This is a genomic window from Mesorhizobium sp. M0751 (assembly GCF_040320265.1).
Taxonomy (GTDB): Bacteria; Pseudomonadota; Alphaproteobacteria; order Rhizobiales; family Rhizobiaceae; genus Mesorhizobium.
On the sequence record NZ_JAMYPH010000001.1, the window covers coordinates 301,727 to 320,223 of the forward strand.

General features: G+C 63.5%; 14 protein-coding genes and 1 pseudogene. 7 read left to right on the forward strand and 8 right to left on the reverse strand.

Features of this window, described 5'->3' with window-relative positions:
* Window positions 1-58: 58 nt before the first annotated feature.
* Window positions 59-917, forward strand: a pseudogene (locus NKI19_RS32800) (NADPH-dependent oxidoreductase).
* A gap of 34 nt (window positions 918-951) precedes the next feature.
* On the opposite strand, the gene gcvA reads toward NKI19_RS32800, so the two are convergent.
* On the reverse strand, window positions 952-1,962 hold the full coding sequence (gcvA, locus tag NKI19_RS01390) for a transcriptional regulator GcvA (protein ID WP_352565048.1): 1,011 nt from the start codon (window positions 1,960-1,962) through the stop codon (window positions 952-954).
* 349 nt (window positions 1,963-2,311) lie between these two features.
* Here gcvA and NKI19_RS01395 point away from each other — a divergent pair, with 349 nt between their 5' ends.
* Both NKI19_RS01395 and NKI19_RS01400 read left to right on the forward strand, forming a co-directional pair.
* Window positions 2,312-3,907, forward strand: coding sequence for an ABC transporter substrate-binding protein (locus tag NKI19_RS01395; RefSeq protein ID WP_352565050.1), 1,596 nt, complete (start codon window positions 2,312-2,314; stop codon window positions 3,905-3,907).
* Window positions 3,908-4,002: 95 nt separating this feature from the next.
* The gene (locus tag NKI19_RS01400; protein ID WP_352565051.1) at window positions 4,003-5,598 is read left to right on the forward strand and encodes an ABC transporter substrate-binding protein; all 1,596 of its coding nucleotides are present in this window, start codon (window positions 4,003-4,005) and stop codon (window positions 5,596-5,598) included.
* An 80-nt stretch (window positions 5,599-5,678) separates the two neighbouring features.
* Here NKI19_RS01400 and NKI19_RS01405 read toward each other — a convergent pair whose 3' ends face one another.
* Window positions 5,679-7,133: an FAD/NAD(P)-binding protein gene (locus NKI19_RS01405; RefSeq protein WP_352565053.1), complete on the reverse strand. Its 1,455-nt coding sequence runs from the start codon at window positions 7,131-7,133 to the stop codon at window positions 5,679-5,681.
* 175 nt (window positions 7,134-7,308) lie between these two features.
* Here NKI19_RS01405 and NKI19_RS01410 point away from each other — a divergent pair, with 175 nt between their 5' ends.
* The gene (locus tag NKI19_RS01410) at window positions 7,309-8,670 is read left to right on the forward strand and encodes an LLM class flavin-dependent oxidoreductase (RefSeq protein ID WP_352565054.1); all 1,362 of its coding nucleotides are present in this window, start codon (window positions 7,309-7,311) and stop codon (window positions 8,668-8,670) included.
* Window positions 8,667-9,758 carry a rhodanese-like domain-containing protein gene (locus NKI19_RS01415; protein WP_352565056.1) on the forward strand — a complete coding sequence of 364 codons (1,092 nt, stop codon included), beginning with the start codon at window positions 8,667-8,669 and terminating at the stop codon, window positions 9,756-9,758. The genes NKI19_RS01410 and NKI19_RS01415 overlap by 4 nt, the downstream gene beginning before the upstream one ends.
* A 34-nt stretch (window positions 9,759-9,792) precedes the next feature.
* Here NKI19_RS01415 and NKI19_RS01420 read toward each other — a convergent pair whose 3' ends face one another.
* From NKI19_RS01420 to NKI19_RS01445, 6 genes are all read right to left on the reverse strand, one after another.
* The gene (locus NKI19_RS01420) at window positions 9,793-10,467 is read right to left on the reverse strand and encodes an FAD-dependent oxidoreductase (RefSeq protein WP_352565058.1); all 675 of its coding nucleotides are present in this window, start codon (window positions 10,465-10,467) and stop codon (window positions 9,793-9,795) included.
* Window positions 10,464-11,051, reverse strand: a complete 588-nt coding sequence (locus NKI19_RS01425) for an FAD-dependent oxidoreductase (RefSeq protein WP_352565060.1) — start codon at window positions 11,049-11,051, stop codon at window positions 10,464-10,466. The genes NKI19_RS01420 and NKI19_RS01425 overlap by 4 nt, the downstream gene beginning before the upstream one ends.
* Window positions 11,052-11,056: 5 nt before the next feature.
* Complete coding sequence (locus NKI19_RS01430; RefSeq protein WP_352565062.1) at window positions 11,057-12,277, reverse strand: acyl-CoA dehydrogenase family protein; 1,221 nt, start codon at window positions 12,275-12,277, stop codon at window positions 11,057-11,059.
* Window positions 12,278-12,292: 15 nt separating this feature from the next.
* Window positions 12,293-13,330, reverse strand: a complete 1,038-nt coding sequence (locus NKI19_RS01435; RefSeq protein ID WP_352565064.1) for an ABC transporter substrate-binding protein — start codon at window positions 13,328-13,330, stop codon at window positions 12,293-12,295.
* A gap of 8 nt (window positions 13,331-13,338) precedes the next feature.
* Window positions 13,339-14,523, reverse strand: coding sequence for an LLM class flavin-dependent oxidoreductase (locus NKI19_RS01440; protein ID WP_352565066.1), 1,185 nt, complete (start codon window positions 14,521-14,523; stop codon window positions 13,339-13,341).
* Between the two features lie 64 nt (window positions 14,524-14,587).
* Entirely contained in the window at window positions 14,588-16,198 is a 1,611-nt protein-coding gene (locus NKI19_RS01445) for an ABC transporter substrate-binding protein (protein WP_352565172.1), read from the reverse strand.
* 312 nt (window positions 16,199-16,510) lie between these two features.
* On the opposite strand from NKI19_RS01445, the gene NKI19_RS01450 reads away from it, so the two are divergent.
* A complete protein-coding gene (locus NKI19_RS01450; RefSeq protein WP_352565068.1) occupies window positions 16,511-17,497 on the forward strand; it encodes an ABC transporter permease in 987 nt (328 codons plus the stop codon).
* Window positions 17,497-18,495, forward strand: a complete 999-nt coding sequence (locus tag NKI19_RS01455; protein WP_352565069.1) for an ABC transporter permease — start codon at window positions 17,497-17,499, stop codon at window positions 18,493-18,495. The genes NKI19_RS01450 and NKI19_RS01455 overlap by 1 nt, the downstream gene beginning before the upstream one ends.
* The last annotated feature ends 2 nt before the right edge of the window (window positions 18,496-18,497 follow it).

Here is an 18,497-nt window from a genome sequence, read left to right on the forward strand (position 1 = left end):
CGCTTCTTGAACCGGCAAGGGCCGGCGAGGGAAGCCAGATCGCCAAATAGGGAAGACGATGTCACAGCCGGCCGCCTTTAGCACCCGTCCGTCAGACGCCGACCTGCGTGGTGAAGCGGCGCTACGGCGGCGTTATCGGGCGCCGCAACATGCGCACACCGGAAACTGGAACGAAGCCCTCGAGGCGATCCTTACGCATCGCTCGGTCCGCAACTATCTCGCCAGGCCTCTGCCCGAAGGGACGCTCGAACTGATCATCGCGGCCGCCCAGTCGGCACCGACCTCGTCCAATCTCCAGGCGTGGAGTGTCGTCGCCGTCGAGAATCCGGCGCGCAAGGCGCGGCTTGCCGGACTAGCGGCGATCAATCGCCATATCGAGCAGGCGCCACTGCTGCTGGTCTGGCTGGCCGACCTGTCGCGGCTGCGCCATTGCCGAGGCAAACGGCCGGGAGGGCGAGGGGCTCGATTATCAGGAGAGTTTTCTGCTGGCCGTGATCGACGCCGCACTTGCCGCGCAGAATGCCGTGGTGGCGATCGATGCGCTCGGGCTCGGCTCCTGCTACATCGGCGCCATGCGCAATCATCCGCAGGAGGTGGCACGCGAACTCGGTCTGCCGCCGGAAACCGTGGCGGTGTTCGGCCTGACCGTCGTCTATCCCGATCTCCTGTCTGCGACTGACATCAAGCCCAGACTGCCACAGACTGTGGTGCTTCATCGCGAGCGATATCAGGCAGACCTCGATCCGGGCGATCTTGCTGCCTACAACCAGACGCTTCGTTCATTCCAGCAGGAGCAGGCGATGCCTGTGGTCGACTGGACCGAGCTGATGTCGAACCGCATCGGTAGCACGGCAGCGTTGAAAGGCCGTGATCGCCTGGGCGATGCGCTCAAGGCGCTGGGCTTCAAGCTGAAATAGCCGAGCCCTGTTTGTCTGCGGGACCGAGGCGGGGCTATTCGGCGGCGATGATGGCGATGCGCGCCGGCAGCGCCGCCGGCGGCGTGAAGTCGAGCGCGCCAAGCCTCCGCGCCTCGGCCTTCAGCCAGCCATGGAAGCGCTCGACTGTCGCCAGCTTCGCCTTGTGCGGTGTCGTCGCGAAATAATAGGAAAACTCGACCGGCTGCGGCGAGCCGAACGGACTGACCAGCCGCCCTGCGGCAAGGTCAGGCTCGGCCAGCCGGAATTTGCCGAGACCGATGCCCTTGCCGGCCACAGCCGCGTCGAGCACCAGCGAGGACTGGCTAAGCCGTATGCCGCCTTCGACAAGGCGGCCGGACAGGCCGTTGGACCTCAGCCAGCCCTTCCAGTCCGGGCAGCTTGGATCGCGCTCCGGTCCGTCCTCATGCAGGATCGGCGCTTCACGCAGGCCCTCCGGCCCCCGATAGAGGCCGTGCGCGCGGGCAAATTCCGGACTGCAGACAGGCAGCACCGCTTCCGAAAAAAGCCGTTCGGTGACGAGGCCGCTATAGGCGCCCGAGCCGTAGCGGATGACGCAGTCGACGTCTTCACTGGCAAAATCGGCAAGCCTGATCGATGCATCGACCAGCACTTCGAGCCCGGGTACCGCATCGCGCAGCGCATCGAGACGCGGGATCAACCATTTGCTGGCGAAGGAGGGCGCGACCGACACCTTGATCGGCGCGTCCTCCTCGTCGCCGGAAATGCGTGCGACCGATTCGACAACGACGTCGAAGGCCTCGGTGAGACCGGGCATCAGCGCCTGGCCGGCCGAGGTCAGCAGAAGCTCGCCGCGGTTTCGCTGAAACAGCGGTTGACCGAGATGATCCTCAAGCAGGCGGATCTGCTGGCCGATGGCGGCGGGCGTGACATGGAGTTCTTCGGCCGCCCGCGTAAAGCTTAGGTGGCGGGCGGTTGCGACAAAAGCGCGAAGCGAAGTCAGCGGCGGAAGTCTCGCCAGCGTCGGTCGCAGCTTCCTCGGTTTTGCACGAATGAGATCAACCATGAGGCGCATTCAACACGTTCAGGCGCGGCGCGACGAGGGCGGGCTTTGCGCCAAAGCACGCAGCGGAAAATTTCGTTTGCCGCAGCGTTGCCTCAGCGGGAACGGAAATCTAAGAAATCGCAATGTCTACTATTCTTGTAGAATAAGGTCGGGGATGCTGATTTGGGCGGCGACCAGCCTCGCCGGATCCCAAGCCGGATCCTGGAATGAAACCGTCGTGCGAAGCGGCGCTTTCGGCAGACGATAGAAAATCATTCTTCCGATTTTGCGGCACGGCAGGGATCATTGCGTCGAGGCGCCGGAGTGCGTTCGGCCGCCGGATGCAATCCGTTTTCCGGAGCCCAAGACCATGTCTGTCAATCGTCGTCATTTCAACCAGCTCTTGCTGCTTGGCGGTGCGAGCTTCGCATTGCCCGGTCTTTCCTTTGCCGCCGAAGGCACGCCGGTTCAGGGCGGTACGCTCAACTGGGCCTACTATCCCGATCCGACGTCGCTGATCGCCATCAACACCTCGTCGGGCACCGGCCAGGCCATCGGTCCCAAGGTCAATGAAGGCCTGCTTGATTTCGCCTATGACCTCAGCCCGAAACCGCTGCTGGCGACGGAGTGGTCGATCAGCGATGACGGGCTGCGCTACACTTTCAAGCTGCGCGAGAGTGTCAAGTGGCATGACGGCAAGGATTTCACATCGCAGGACGTTGCCTTCACCATCTTGCGGCTGAAGGAGGCGCATCCGCGCGGCCGCATCACCTACCAGAACGTGACCGCGGTCGAGACGCCAGACCCGCACACCGCCATCATCGTGCTTTCGAAGCCGGCGCCCTATCTGATCACGGCGCTGAGCAGTTCGGAATCGCCGATCGTGCCGAAGCATGTCTACGAAACGTTCAAGCCGGCGGAACAGCCAAAGCTGGAGCAGACGATCGGCACCGGTCCCTTCGTGCTCAAGGAATGGGTGCCCGGCAGCCATCTGATCTTCGATCGCAACCCGGACTATTGGGACGCGCCAAGGCCCTATCTCGACCGTGTCGTCCTGCATGTCATCCTCGATCCGGCTGCGCGCTCGGCGGCTCTTGAAACCGGTGAGATCGACATCGGCGCCAATCCCGTGCCGCTGGCCGATATCGAGCGGCTGAAGGCAAACCCCGCTCTGGTCGTCGACACCAACACCTACGCCTATTCCGGCCCGCAGCAGCAATTGTTCTTCAACTACGAAAACGAAATCTTGACCAAGCGCGACGTGCGCCTGGGCATCGCCCATGCGATCGACCTGCAGAAGCTGGTCGACATTGCGCTCTACGGCTATGCCCAGGTATCGCCAAGCCCAATCAGCACCGCCCTGCCCAAATGGTACGACCCGAGCATCAAGGCGCGTGAGCCCGACCCCAAACTGGCGGAGAAACTGCTCGACGATGCCGGCTACCCGCGGGGCGCCGACGGCAAGCGCTTCAAGCTTCGGCTCGCCTACAACGCGTTCCTGCCGGCGTCCTATTCCGATTTCATCAAGCAGTCGCTGGCAGCGGTCGGCATCGATGCGGAGATCCTGAAGCTCGATCTGTCGACGTTCCTGAAGACCGTCTACACCGACCGCGCCTGGGATCTGGTCGTCGAATCGCTGTCGAATACCTTCGATCCGACGCTCGGCGTCCAGCGCGCCTACTGGTCGAAGAACTTCAAGATCGGCCTCGTCTTCTCCAACGCCAGCCACTATGCAAATCCCGAGGTTGACCAGATCCTCGAAGCCGCCGCGATCGAGCCCGACGAGACCAAGCGGCGCGAGCTCTGGTACAAATTCCAGCACATCATCCATGACGACGTGGTGTCGGTCGATCTGGTCGCTGCCGGCGCCCAGATCGTCGCCAACAAGAAGGTCCGGGATTTTGCGCCTGGCGCGCAAGGCATCAACAACAGCTTCGCGCAGATCTGGCTCGCGCCAACCGCCTAGGTGTTTGGATTCCCTTGGCTGGGATCGGTTGTGAAGACACCGATCCCGACTTCTCTTCCATGAAAAGACAATCGCGCAAACGCGGAGTACCGACCATGACCATCAACCGACGCCTGTTCAATCAGTTCCTGCTGCTGGCCGGCGCGAGTACCGCGCTCCCCGCTGGAGCATTCGCCGAAGACGCAAAGCCGGTGGCCGGCGGCACGCTCAATTTCGTCTACTACCCCGAGCCCAACCAGATCGTTTCCATCAACACCAGCGCCGGCGGGCCGGCCACCATCGGTCCGAAGATTTTCGACGGGCTGCTTGCCTACGATTACGATCTCAATCCGCGGCCGCAACTGGCCACCGAATGGTCGATCAGCGACGACGGGCTCGAATATGTCTTCAAGCTGCGCCAGGGGGTGAAGTTCAGCGATGGCCATGATCTGACGTCCGAGGACGTGGCCTTTTCGATCTCGCGGCTGCGCGAAGCACATCCGCGTGGGCGCATCACCTTCCAGAACGTCACCGACATCGACACGTCGGATCCGCATATCGTGAAGATCAAACTGTCGAAACCGTCCGCCGCGCTGATCTCGGGTCTGGCCGCGACGGAATCGCCTGTCGTGCCCAAACACATCTACGAGAAGCTGAAGCCGGCCGACGATCCGTCCTTCGAGCAGATCATCGGCAGTGGGCCGTTCGTGCTGAAGGAATGGGTAAAGGGCAGCCACATCCTCGTCGAAAAGAATCCGACCTATTGGGATGCACCGAAACCCTATCTCGACCGGATCATCTTCCGCTTCATCACCGATCCCGGCGCGCGCGCCGCGGCGCTCGAAACGGGCGAGGTCGACATCGGGCCGAACCCGGTGGCGTTCGCCGATCTGGAGAGGTTCAAGGCGCTGCCGCAATTCGTCGTCGACAGCACGGTCTTCGCCTATAGCGGCCCGCTGCATCAGCTAATCATCAATCTCGAAAACCCGATCCTGAAGGAGAAGAAGGTCCGACAGGCAATCGCGCATGCGATCGACCTCGACGCGGTGAATGCCATTGTCTTTTATGGCTATGGCCAGGTGTCGCCGACGCCGATCAGCGTCGTCAACAAGAAGTACTTCGATCCCGACGTGAAGGCCGCGACGTTCGATACGGCGCTGTCGGAAAAACTGCTCGACGAGGCCGGTTTCAAGCGGGAAGCGGACGGCATCCGCTTCAAGCTCAGGCTCACCAACAATCCCTATAATCCGTGGGGCTATGCCGACTTCCTCAAGCAGGCATTGGCCAAGATCGGCATCGATGCCGAGATCGAGAAATTCGACTTCGGCACCTATGTCAAAACCATCTACACCGATCGCACCTGGGACCTGTCGACCGAATCCTGCGGCAACATCTTCGACCCCAGCGCCGGCGCGCAGCGGCTCTACTGGTCAAAGAACATCAAGATCGGGCTGCCGTTCTCCAACGGCGCGCATTATGAAAATCCGGAGGTCGACCAGCTGCTGGAAGCCGCTTCCGTTGAGCTCGACGAGGCCAAGCGCAAGCAGCTGTTCTTCAGGTTCCAGGAGATCATCGCCGACGAGTTGCCGATCATCAATCTGATCGCGCCGCCAACCATCATCATCGCCCGCAAAACGGTCAAGAACTATGCGCCGGGTGCTGAAGGCCTGTCGGCCAATTTCGCCGACGCCTATATCGATCCGAACGCCTGAACCCTGCGGACGACCGCGAGGAAAGGGCCGCTTCGAGATGCGGCCCTTTTCCGTTTCTGTCGTTTTGTTGGGCTTCAATCTCAGGCCAGAGCACGCAGCCTCGGACTGGCGCTGACCAGAAGGCCGGCAAGGGCGATGGCCTGCGCCAGCTGTTCGCCGATGGAACTCGATTCCCAGGCGACACCGCGCAGCGGATGGCCGATGGCAAACAGATTGCCATGGGTCCTGCCGTCACGGGAAATCACCCGGCCGTCATGCGTGGCGTCGATGCCGAAACCGGTTGCGTGCGGCCTGACGATGCCGTTTTCGAGCAGGCTGTGAACGAACGGATCGGCGATCCGCCGCCAGTCATGCTCCTGATGGCCGCGGCAGTTGACGACGGCGTCGAAACGCAGGCGTTCGACCGCGCCGGTATCGCGCCAGCGGATCTCGGCGACGATGCCATTTGCCTCCGGATGGAGTGCCAGCACCCGTCCCGCGCCAGCCGTCCAACGGCCTTGCTTCTGCGCCAGTGCCACGCGCTCAAAGCTCGGCGGTGCCGCCCGATGCGCGGTGACGTCCCAGAAGGCGCGCAGATGGCGTGTGAACTTCAAGCGCTCCCTGTCCGTTGCGCCTTGCCACAAGGCCAGGATCCATGGCCGGATCGTCAGCGGCAGCCCTTGCCAGTCCAGCCCTGCGGCCTCGATGGCCCGGCGTTCGGCCTTGACCAGGGCAAGAAGCGCCCTGGTGGTTTTCGGCAACGGCCGCCCGGCGAGGAAGTCGCGCCACGCCTCCGTGTTGCGTCGTGGCTCGACGATCTGCCCCCGGCGCGACACGACGCGATAGCTGCCCTCGAAGCCGCGCGCTTCCATGCTGGCGACGACGTCGACCATGCTGAGATTGGAGCCGATCAGCAGCAATTGCTTGCTGCCGGCTAGCCGGTCGAGTGCCGCCGGATCCCAGGGATTGGCGACGTAGCGGTGATCGCTGATGACGGGTGCTTCTGCCGCCGCTGGCTCGCTCTGAAAAACCCCTGTAGCCAGCACGGCCTCATCCGCCAGCAATTGCTGGCCGTCGCTGGTGCCGACGCAGACTCCGGATGGACCGGTCAGCATATCGACGGCGGATGCCTCGATGTGGCGCAGTGACGAACGCCCGTCAGCTTCTCGGATCGCTCTGGTCAGTTCCGACTGGACATAGCTGCCGAACAGCCAACGCGGCGGGCTGGAGTCAGGCACATCCGCGGGCGGTGTCCAGCCTTGCTCCGGCCCATTCGCCAACAGCCAGCGAACGAGGTGATGGGGGTCGTCCGGATGCAGCGAGAAGATGCGCGCCGCGCCGTTGACGAGGTGTTGCGGATCGGCGGTGCCGTAGGCAACGCCACGACCAAGCTGGGCCCGACGCTCGATGATGGTGATCGCCAGCGGCTCGGTCGAACGGTCGAGTAGCTTGATCGCGGTAAGGGCGCCGGCAAAGCCACCACCGACAATGATGATTGAGCGAAGGATCGAACGCGCAGGGATGATCGAAGGCGGGGAGGAGGGGGTGTGAAGCATCAAGAACCTTTGCGACGCCGGCGGCGTGGCTCTGCCTCGGCGTCGACCATCGTGCTTTGCCGCAAGCCGATGTCAAAAAACAATAATTGCCAGCTGGCGAAAGGCATTCTTTCGCTCAGCGGGTTCGGCAGGCGCTAGATAGGAAAGCCCCTTGCGACGAGGCCGAGAGCCGCTGATGACTGAAGATCGAAAGATACGGCTGGGAGCCTTCGTGCGCGGACCTAGCCATCATGTCGCCGCCTGGCGCCATCCCGACGTGCCGGCCAATCCGGGCCTGAGTTTTCAACACTATGCGGACGCCGCGCGCACCGCCGAGCGCGGTTTCTTCGACATGGTCTTCCTCGCTGACAGTCTCAGCGCGCGCAATGGCGAGCAGCCGATCGAGACTTTCGAACGCACCGGCCATGTCGTGCATTTCGAGCCGCTGACGCTGCTATCGGCGCTGTCGACCATAACGCAGAGGATCGGGCTCGTCGCGACCGCTTCGACCACCTATTGGGAGCCCTTCCATCTGGCGCGGCTGTTCGCCTCGATCGACCATCTGAGCGGCGGCCGGACTGGCTGGGATGTCGTCACCTCGGCCGATGCGCCGGCGGCGGCGAATTTCAGCCGCGACCAGCATCCCGTTCATGCCGACCGCTACGACCGGGCGGAGGAGTTCGTCGCAGTCGCCCAGAAGTTGTGGGATAGCTGGGACGACGACGCCTTCGTCGCCGACAAGACTTCGGGGATCGCCATCGACCGGCACGGCATCCATGCTGCGAACCATGCCGGCCGGCATTTCCGTGTCAAAGGGCCGCTCAACGTCGCTCGCCCGCCGCAGGGCCATCCCGTCATCGTCCAAGCCGGTTCTTCCGATGCCGGCCAGCAACTACTGGCGGCGCGGACGGCGGAGGTGGTTTTCACCGCCCATCCGACCATCGAGTCGGCGCGCGGTTTTTACAACGAGCTGAAAGGCCGGCTGGGGTCCTTTGGTCGCTCTGCCGACTCCTTGAAGATCATGCCCGGCGTCTTCCCGGTCGTCGCGCCGACACGCGCGGAAGCCGAGGACAAGTTCGACGCGATCCAGCGGCTGGTCGATCCGGTGGTCGGCGTCGCGCTGGTCTCCGGACTGCTCGGCGGCGTCGATCTTTCCGGTCATCCACTCGATGGACCGTTGCCAGAACTCGGCAGTTCCGATTCGGTGAAGAGCCGCCTGAAGGTTGTTTCCGAGCTTGCCACGAGCCGGAACCTCACCATCCGGCAATTGTATCTCGCCGTTGCCGGCGCACGCGGCCATTTCCAGATTGTCGGCACGCCAAAGGATGTGGCCGACATGATGGAGGAGTGGTTTGCCGGCGGGGCGGCGGATGGCTTCAACGTCATGCCGCCGATCCTGCCGACAGGCCTCACCGATTTCGTCGACCTCGTCATCCCGGAGCTGCAGCGGCGGCACCTGTTCCGCACCGCCTACGAGGGCAGCACGTTGCGCGAGAATCTCGGCCTTGCGCGTCCGGCCCGTGGCGCCGCCGAACAGCAAGAGAGGAAAGCATCATGAGCGACAGGACGATCGACCAGAAGATTTTTCGCCAATGGCTGGCGGATGGCGAGGAACTGGCGGTGCTGGATATCCGCGACAGCGCGACTGTCGGACACGCATCGCCGCTGTTTGCCACCAATCTGCCCGCGGCTCAGGTCGAGTTGGAGATCGACCGCTTTGTCCCGCGCAAGGCGGTGCGCACCGTGCTGGCGGATGACGGCAGCGGTGCTGCCGAGCAACTTGTCGAACGGCTGGCCGAGCGCGGCCGCAGCCAGTTGTTCGCACTGGCGGGTGGAATTCCGGAATGGACAAAGGACGGTGTGGAAGGCTTGCCGACTTTCGACACGCCGGGCGTCGATTTTTCGCTGGCGATCCGCGACGAGAAGAGAACGCCAGTCATCACCGTTCAAGAACTCGAAGTCCTCAGGGGCAAAGGCGCCGATGTAATCGTGCTCGACAGCCGAACGGTGGCGGAGTTCGACAAGGATCATGTGCCGGGCGCCATCAGCGTGCCGGGCGCCGAGCTGGTGCTGCGCTTCATCGACCTGGTGCCTTCACCTGACACGCAGGTGGTCGTCTCCTGCGCCGGCCTGCCGCGCGCCATCATCGGCGCGCAGACGCTGATCGACGCCGGTGTGCCCAACAAGGTCCCCTATCTGCACGACGGCACCAAGGCATGGCGAGAGGCCGGTCTTGCACTCGAGACCGGCAGGACCGCCGCCTATGGTCCGGCCAGCGAGAATGCGAAGCGTTTCGCCGCGGAACACATCGCAAAGCTTGCCGAAGGCGACGGCTTCCCGCGCATCGATGCAGCGACGGCCGCAGCCTGGGCGAGGGACGAGAGGCGCACGACCTACCTGCTCGATGTGCGCACGCCGGAGGAATTCACCGAAGCGCATATTCCGGGCTCGATCGCGTCGGAGGGCGGGCAGTTGCTCGGTGTCGCCTATCGCACCATTGCCGTGCGTGGCGCCCGCGTCGTGCTGATTGACGATCTGCTCGGCATCCGCGCGGCGACGACGGCGCACTGGCTGCAGCGGCGCGGCTTCGAGATCGCCATCCTCCTGCATGACTTCCAGTCGTCCAGTCTGGTGGAAGCGGCGTAGAGGCAGGAGAACTGTCAGACGACTTAGGGAGCCGCTATTCGGCGGCTTCCTTTTGGCGGCGGCGGCTCGAGAGCACATTCTTCCGCATCGCCGTCAGCGAAGATCGTACCGCATCGGCGCCGTGCTCCAGCATCTTTGCCTCATAGACCGACAGCGCCTTGAGAAGCGGCCTGTCGCCGCGTTTGGTGGCCACCAGTTCCGGCACCAGCAGCCCGGCGTCGTAGATCGCGGTGTTGCCGCCGAGCGCACGAAAATAGGTCATGGCATGGATGGCGTCGCCAAGCAGTGTCACCCGTTTCGTCGGCCATGGCTCGACAGGCTCCGAGCTGTGGACGTTAAGCAGGGCGACCGTCGACGGATCTGTGTAGCGGATGAGATTGAGGATCTCCGGATGCCAGTGGCCGATCTTCGACAGCAGCAGGTCGAGCAACTCTGAGCCGGAGAGCTTTGCCAGCACGTCATCCGTGGCCAGCTCGTCCCTCTCGTATGCGGTGTTCCACCAGACATAGCTGGTGTTGTTGAAATGGAAACCGGAAATATCCTTGTGGGTGTCGTCGTCCAGCCCGATCAGTCCATGCTTCCGAAATGCCTCGACATTGACCCGGTGGCTGGTGACCATCAGCCCATGACCTTCCGTCGGTCTGACGCCGGCATTGTAGTCGAGCAGCAGCGGCGAAATCTGGTGTAGGGCTGCGGCATGCAGCGTCATCTTGCCGGCGAGGCGCCTGACGCGGTGTCGAAGCTTCGCGCATGCGGCACCAGTTGCTGGCGCACGCGCGAACGGGCGCCGTCGGCACCGACCAGCACGTCGGCATGGATTGTCGAGCCATCCTCGAAATGCGCGATCACCGAACCGTCCGGCTGCTCCTCGTAGCGGGAAAAGACCTTGCCGTAGTACACGACGCCGTCGAGGCCGGACAGCAGCACCTGGCGCAGCGTGATGCGGCTCACCGATTTTTCGATATGGGTATCGTCGGGCTCGCCGAGTGCGTTGCCGCCGCCCCAGGCGTCCTCGCCTAACGTCTCGAAATTCTCGTCGAGCAGGATGTTGCGATCAGGCGCGTGGCCGAGCGTGGCGACAAAAGCCTCGTAGGGTTCCGGCGGCAGATTGGCGATCAGCGAATCGATGCCGCGCTGGCGGATGCGCAGGCGGAAACCCTGGACATAATCGGTGCGGGCGCGATCCTTCTCGAAGACCGCGACGCTGATGCCGTTCTTCTTCAGGCCCTGCGCCAGTGTCAGGCCACCGGGACCTCCGCCGATGATGGCGACGTCGACATGTTCCGTTGTCATTGAGCTCAACCGACCGCCGCAAGCCTGGGTTTGCCAGCGGCAACAGCCGGCGGTTCGGCCAGTTGGCCAGCGGCGTGGCGGCTGAGCGCCGCCTTGGCAGCGTTCGTCCGGATCATATGGTTCTGCGGCGCGTGCGAGCGGGCGGCCAGCGCATCGCGGTGGTGACGCTCGAGCTGGAAGTCGCGATTGAGGCCTGGATTGCCGGCAAGCTCCAGCGCCAGCGAGGTGACGGCAACGGCATTGTCGATGACGACATGCCTGACCGTCATGCCGTCGGTTCCGACCGACCGGCCGGCATCGACATCTTCGGCAAGCGAACGCAGCAACCGCGTGCTGGTCGCAAGCCGGACCTCGATATCGCCCAGCCCTGCCTGGATGTGCGGCACGGTCGACAGCGGCGCGCCGAGGCTCGCCGGTGCATGCGTGGTGACGAAGGAGACCAGCCGGTCGCGGGCAGCGCGAGCCGCACCATGGTAGACGGCGCCGATCAGCGAAAAGAAGAACGCCGTCGATCCTTCTTCACGTCTCAGCGGTTCAGACGCTGGCTGCGCCTCGGTTATGTCCTCGGCAGGCACGGTGACATTGTCCAGGATGACGTCGTCGCTGGCGGTGGCTCGCATGCCGGCGGCGTTCCATGTTTTTTCGACACGCAATCCCGGCGCATTGGTTGGCACCAGGAATGAAGCCAGGCGCGGTTGCGGCTCGTCGGTCAGCGCCAGCAAGTTCACCCATTTCAAAATGGGAATGCCGGTCACGTAGTTCTTGTGGCCGGATATCCGCCAGACATTGCCGTCGCGCCGGGCAATGGTTTCGGGCGGCTTGCCGTGGGCGGGCGAGCCGATCCCCGGCTCCGCCTGCGCGGCGTTGATCAAAGCAGGGCCGAGACGGCCGGCCTCGACAATCCGCTGCACCAGATGGCGCGGCCATTTCCCGGATTTCCGCAGCGCATACTGGCTGTTGTAATGCATGGCCAGCACCAGCGCCGTCGACGGCTCGCCGCGGCCGATCTCGGCGATCACCGCCTGGGCTTCCGTCAGCCCGCCGCCAAGGCCGCCATGCTCGCGTGCCGTAACCAGGCCAAGCAGCCCGGCCAGGTGAAGCCGGTCGAAATTGGCGAAGGGGAATTCCCCGGTCGCGTCGTGATGCGCGGCGGTCAGCGCGAAGTCGTCTGCAAGGCTTGCTACCGTGTCGAGGAGTTGCGGAAACTCGGGGATCGTCGAGGTCATGAAGCTGGCGTCCTTTCAGGCGGCGGCGCGAATGTTCACCTGATCGAGCGGCCGGCGATCGACCCAGGCCTCGACATCGAAATCGCTGGCGAGAAAACCCCAGTCGCGCAGAAAATTCTTGTAGTGGGAAACCGCCGCTATGAGCTCAGGCTGCAGTCCGAGGCCGAGATGCTTGTGGACATCCGGGCCGTTGGCGGCCAGCACCTGTTCCTCGGTGGCGCCGGATTCGCGGGCAACGAAGCGCCGCGTCTCGTCGGGATGCGCCTCGGCCCAGGCGCTGGCGCGCAGGATCGTCTCGATCAGCCGAGCGAGCAGATCGGGGCGTTCTTCGGCCAGCAAATCGTCGACGGTCAGCACGCGCGGCGAACCGGAATTGATGCGGATGTTGGGGTCGGGGTGGAAGCCGAATTCGGCGACCTGGATGGCGCCGATCAGATTGGCGACGTTGATACCGGCCGTGCCCTTGACATAGATGGCGTCGACCTCGCCACGGATCAGCGCGGCGGCTTCCTCGCCATAGGCCTGCTTGCGCTTGAGGCCGAACAGCGATGGTCCTTCCTGGCTGTCGAGCACGCTGTCGGCCAGCGCGATGTCGACGATCTCGACATCAGCATGGCTGAGGCCTTCGAGCGAGAGCGCCGAGACCAGGCCCTTCAGCGCCGTCGCCCGCATGAAGTCGACGATGCCTTCGGGATGCCGGGCGATGCCGAAGCGGCGGCCTTTCAGGTTCTTGGTCGTTCTGATGCCGGTGCCCGGCAAGGTGATGATCGCCTGGAACTCATCGGTCCAGGTGATGCCGACGAGACGTGTCTTGCGCCCTTCGGAGCGGGCACGGATCGGCGGCACATTGCCACCGTGGCGGAACGACCAGTCAAGCGTGTGGTTGAAATGGCTCTGGCGGATGTCGCGGTTGGGCGAATCGATGATCGACTTCAGTTCGATCCCTTCCTTGCGGAAGGTTTCGTCCAAAAGCCCAAGCTGTGCGGCGAGCCCGACTGGCGTCGGCACCGGGCAGCGTGTGTACCAGATTTCGGAGATCGCGGTTGTGGTCATGATTGGCCTCAGGCGTTGCGCAGGCCGGCCTGCTTCATCAGCGGCAAAATGTTCTCGCCGAAGAATTCGAGGTCCGGCTTGAAGTCGAAGAAGGACAGCTGCAGGCCGTCAATGCCGGCGTCCTTCAACTTGACGAACTGGTCGACGATCTGTTCGGGGGTGCCGATGAGGTAGATGTTGCCGCCGACCTTGGCGTAAGGGTCGTCGCGGCCTTCGCGACCTTTCCAGGCCTGGGCGTCGCTGTTGAAGGTCTGGAACCCCTTTGGCGTGCGGCTGTCGGCATGGGCGACGATCTGGTCGGCGACCGCCCAGGCTTCCTTCTCGGTCGGCCGGCTGATGACCAGCGGATTGAGCAGCGTGCGCACGGTGCGGCCGACACCGAGGGCCGCGTCCTTCACCTTCTTCGTATGCGCCGGCAGTGCTTCCAGCGCGCTGGCGATGTCGGACCCGGCCGGACTGGTGACGAAGACGATGTCGGAATAGCGGCCGGCAAAGGAAATGCCGGCATCGGAGCCGGTGGCGTTGACCAGGATCGGTCGGCCGTAATTCGGCTTCGGCGTGACAAAGCCGCCATTGAGCTTCCAGCTCGATTCTCCGGAGAAGGAGAAATTCTCGTCGTCCTGCCACAGCCGCTGCAGCACTTCGACGAATTCGGCGGCAAGTTCATAGCGGCGGTCATGCTCGATGCGGTTCCAGCCGAACATCTCATGCTCGACAGCGCGATGGCCGGTGACGACATTGATGCCCCAGCGGCCGCCGGAGATATGGTCGAGCGTGGCGCCGAACTTCGCCAGATGCAGCGGGTGCCACGGGCCGTAGAGAACATGCATGGTCGAAATCAGCATGATCTTCTTGGTGATCGCGGCCATGGCCGCCACGGAGACGAAACTGTCCAGCGCCTGGCCGTTGAAAACGCCGCCATAGCCGCCCTTGGGCAGCCATTGGCTGAGCGCGAAGACGAGGTCGAAGCCAAGCTCCTCGGCCTTGAGCGTCAGGTCGCGGTTGTAATCGAAGCGCCAGTCGGTCGAGCGCGGCAGTGTCGAGTTGGTCCAGCCGCCGGCCTGGATCGGCAGGAACAGACCGAGCAGCACTGGCTGCTGAAGCGCTTTTGAGAGCGGGCTGTCCGGATAGTCGGTCGGCGCCTTGAAGAAGGGCGTGCCAACGATGGAACCAGGCTTGTGGGCGAGCGTCATGTTGGAATCTCTCGGGGAAGGAGAAGAGAATCCATGCGCGAAGGACCGCGCATGGGGCGGCGGATCAGGTGATGATATGGGCCGAAGCGAGGGAGCCGGCATTGCCCTCTGCGCCCACCGTGTGATCGGCGATGCGCCTGTTATAGAGGGTGATTTCCGGCTGACTGACGATGCCGATGTCGGGCAGGTCCTCGACAAGGATCCGCTGGATCGCGGCCCACTGCTCGAAGCGCTTTTCGTGATCGACCTCGACGGCGGCCGCGTCAAGAAGTTCATCGACCTTTGGATTGCTGTATTTCGAACCGTTGGAGAACGGCACGCCCGGCTTGAAATTCTTCGACCAGTAGAGGCGCTGCACACCGACCGTCGGGTCGAACAGATTGCTCATGCCGTTGAAGGTGAAGTCGAAATCGCGGTCGGTGTAGATGCGCTTGGTGTAGGTGGCGAAATCCTGGCTGCGCACGGTGACCCCGACCCCGACCGCGGCCAGCGCCTGCTTGATGTAGTCGGCGCCGCGCTTGTAGGTCTCGCCGCTCGGGACATAGTCGTGAACAAGCTTGAGGCGGGTGCCGTCGGCGCCCCGTGGCAAGCCTGCTTCGTCGAGCAGTTTCTCGGCAGCGGCCGTGTCGACCGGATAGGTCTTCAGGTCGGCGACGAACCATTTCTTCAGGTTTGGATTGATCGGGCCGGGAATGATTTCGCCATAGCCATAGTTGATCGTCTCGCGGATGACGTTGCGATCGATGACATGGGCGAAGGCGCGGCGGACGCGAACATCCTCGAAATAGGGTTTCTCCAGATTGAACTCGACCCGGCTGACACCATTGGAATACTGGTAGCCTTGCTTCTCGAAGCCGATATGCGGCAGCGTTTCGAAGCGCTGCAAATCGCTGTACGGGATCGGTGTTGCCGGCGCCAGATCGATCTCGCCGGTCTCCAGCGCCAAGGCGCGCGCCGAAGCGTCCGGGATGAAACGCACGATCAGCCGGTCGAGATAGGGGCGCGGCGCATCCCAGTAGTCAGGATTGCGTTCATAGACGATGTGGCTGCCGCGGATCCATTCCTTGAACACGAACGGGCCGGTGCCGACCGGCGCGACGTTGGCCGGATTTTCGGCTGCCTTGGTGCCGTCATAGAGGTGCTTGGGCACGATCGGGGTCTCGGCTGCGGCCAGCGCCGTGATCAGGTAAGGCGCCGGCTTCGACAGGACCAGTGTCACGGTCAGCGGATCCGGCGTCTGGATGTCGACAAGGTTGAGGAAGGTGTTGCGGCCGCGCGGATGAACCTCCCTGATCGTGGCGATCGAATAGGCGACGTCGGCGGCGGTAAATGGCTGACCGTCATGCCACTTCACACCTTCACGCAGCTTGAAGGTGTATTGCAGCCCATCGTCACTGACCGACCATTGCCTGGCCAGCGACGGGCGCGGCGTGAGATCGAAATCATAGGTCAGCAGGCCCTCGGTGGTCTTGGCCGAGACGTAGACGGAATTGAACGCCGTGTGGGCGATCGTCGTCAGCACCGGCGGCTCGGCGGACAGCAGCAGCGTCGCCGTCCCACCCTGCTTCGGCTCGGCGGCGTAGGCGTTGCGTGATGCAGGCAACAGGGTCGCTCCGAGCGCGGTTGCCGACAGGCCGAGGAACCTGCGGCGGTTCGGAGTGAGGAAATGAGACATGGCGCCCTGGTCCTTTTTTGCTGCCGGCATCAATCGGCCGGTCGTCGGCAGCGGGTGAAAAATGCAACGTTCCAAGAGCCGGCCCGTTTGTGAAAAGATTTGGCCGCTGCGCTCCCGCACTTAAGATTTCATGCTTCAAACAGCTAATTTCGTAGCATGAAATAAAATTCTATTCTGCAATGCTGCCATTTGCAGAACAAAATTTCTTAAATCAGGTTTGACAATGTCTATAAATCTTGTCAACTAAAAAGCACGGAACTTCCGGGAAACAGCAAACCCGCATCGTCAGCCACAGCCGGGATAGCGAAAACGATGTCGACCCTGACGCGCATTGGCAGAACCTTTCGGCGCACCGCGATCCAGGCGGTGCCGACCGTTCTGGGCATCGTGATCCTGAACTTCTTTCTGCTGCAGCTTGCGCCCGGCGATGCCGCCGACGTCATGGCCGGCGAGGCTGGCTCGGCCACCGTGGAAACCATGGCGGCGCTGCGCGAGCGCTTTGGCCTCGACAATCCGCTGCTCGTCCAGCTGTTCAACTATCTCTACAATCTGGCGCATTTCAGCCTCGGCTTTTCGCCGCGCTACGGCATGCCGGTTGCCGACCTGATCGGCCAGCGGCTGCCGGGCACGCTGTTGCTGATGGCGGTGGCGCTGACCATTGCGATTGCGCTCGGTCTCGTCCTCGGATCGTTGATGGCGGTGTTTTCCGGCCGGCTGCCGGATCGCCTGCTTTCGGTCATTTCGCTGCTGTTTTATTCGATCCCGGGCTTCTGGATCGGGTTGATGCTGATCGTGCTGTTCTCGGTCAAGCTTGGCTGGCTACCGAGCGGCGGTTCGGGAACCATCGGCAGCGACCTGACTGGCCTTGCAGGCCTGTGGGACAAGGTGCGCTACATGATCCTGCCGGCGCTGTCGCTGGCGCTGTTTTACGTGGCGATCTATGCGCGGCTGACCCGGGCGGCGATGCTGGAAGTCCAGTCGCAGGACTATGTGCGCACCGCCGCAGCCAAGGGCCTGTCGCCGACCATCATCACCATCCGCCATGTCCTGCGCAACGCGCTGATCCCCATCACCACCATGGCCGGCATGCATGTCGGCGGCATGCTCGGCGGCGCAGTGGTTGTCGAAACCGTCTATTCCTGGCCCGGCCTCGGGCGGCTCGCCTTCGAGGCGGTCATGGGTCGCGATTTCACGGTGCTGCTCGGCATTCTCTTGCTGTCGTCGCTGCTGGTCATCGTCGCCAACGCGACGGTCGATCTGCTGCACGCCTGGCTCGATCCCCGCATCGGAGTACGCTGATGGCTTCCACCGATTTCGCCGCGGGCGATGCCCGCTCCCGTCGTCTCTATGCCGATGGACGCGAGGCTGCGGTTCCGCCTGAACCCGAGACAAAAAGCTGGAGCAATCTCCACGCGCCCGACGCGCGATCTGCTTCGGCGGCGTCGGTGCCGGTTGCCGCCGGCGGGCGCGCGCTGAGGGTTTTCGTGCGCAATCCCAACGCCATGTTCGGTGTGGTGTTCCTGTCGCTGGTGGTGCTAGCGGCCCTGCTCGCGCCCGTCCTCTATCCGGCCGATCCGCTGTCGATGGTGGCGCGGCCCTTCCTGTGGCCGGGCCAGAATCCAGCCTTTCTGCTGGGCACGGATTCCATGGGCCGCGATGTGCTTTCCGGCATTCTGCATGGCGCGCGGATTTCGCTGTTCGTCGGCCTGGTGGCGACAGCGCTCGGTCTGAGCTTCGGCATCCTTGTCGGCGCCACCGCCGGCTATTTCGGCGGCTGGATCGACGACCTGCTGGTGCGCCTGATCGAGATTTTCCAGACCATACCGAGCTTCGTGCTTCTGGTCGTCATGGTGGCGATCGCGCAGCCGACCGCGCTGGTCGTGACGGTGGCGATCGCCGTCATCACCTGGCCGACCGTGGCGCGGCTGACGCGCGCCGAATTCCGCGCCATCCGCGAGAAGGATTTCGTCATGGCCGCCCGTAGCCTCGGCTATGGCCATGCCCGCATCATCTTCCGCGAAATCCTGCCCAACGCGCTTCCGCCCCTGATCGTGACCTCGTCGGTGATGGTGGCGACTGCGATCCTGATGGAATCGGCGCTGTCCTTCATGGGCCTCGGCGATCCTAATGTCGTCAGCTGGGGCTCGATGATCGGAGCGGGCAGGGAGTTGATCCGCACCGCCTGGTATCTGACCGCACTGCCGGGACTTGCGATCGTCTTCACCGTGCTGGCGCTGAACCTGATCGGCGACGGCCTCAACGACGCGCTCAATCCGCGCTTCTCGCAGGAGCGCTAGAG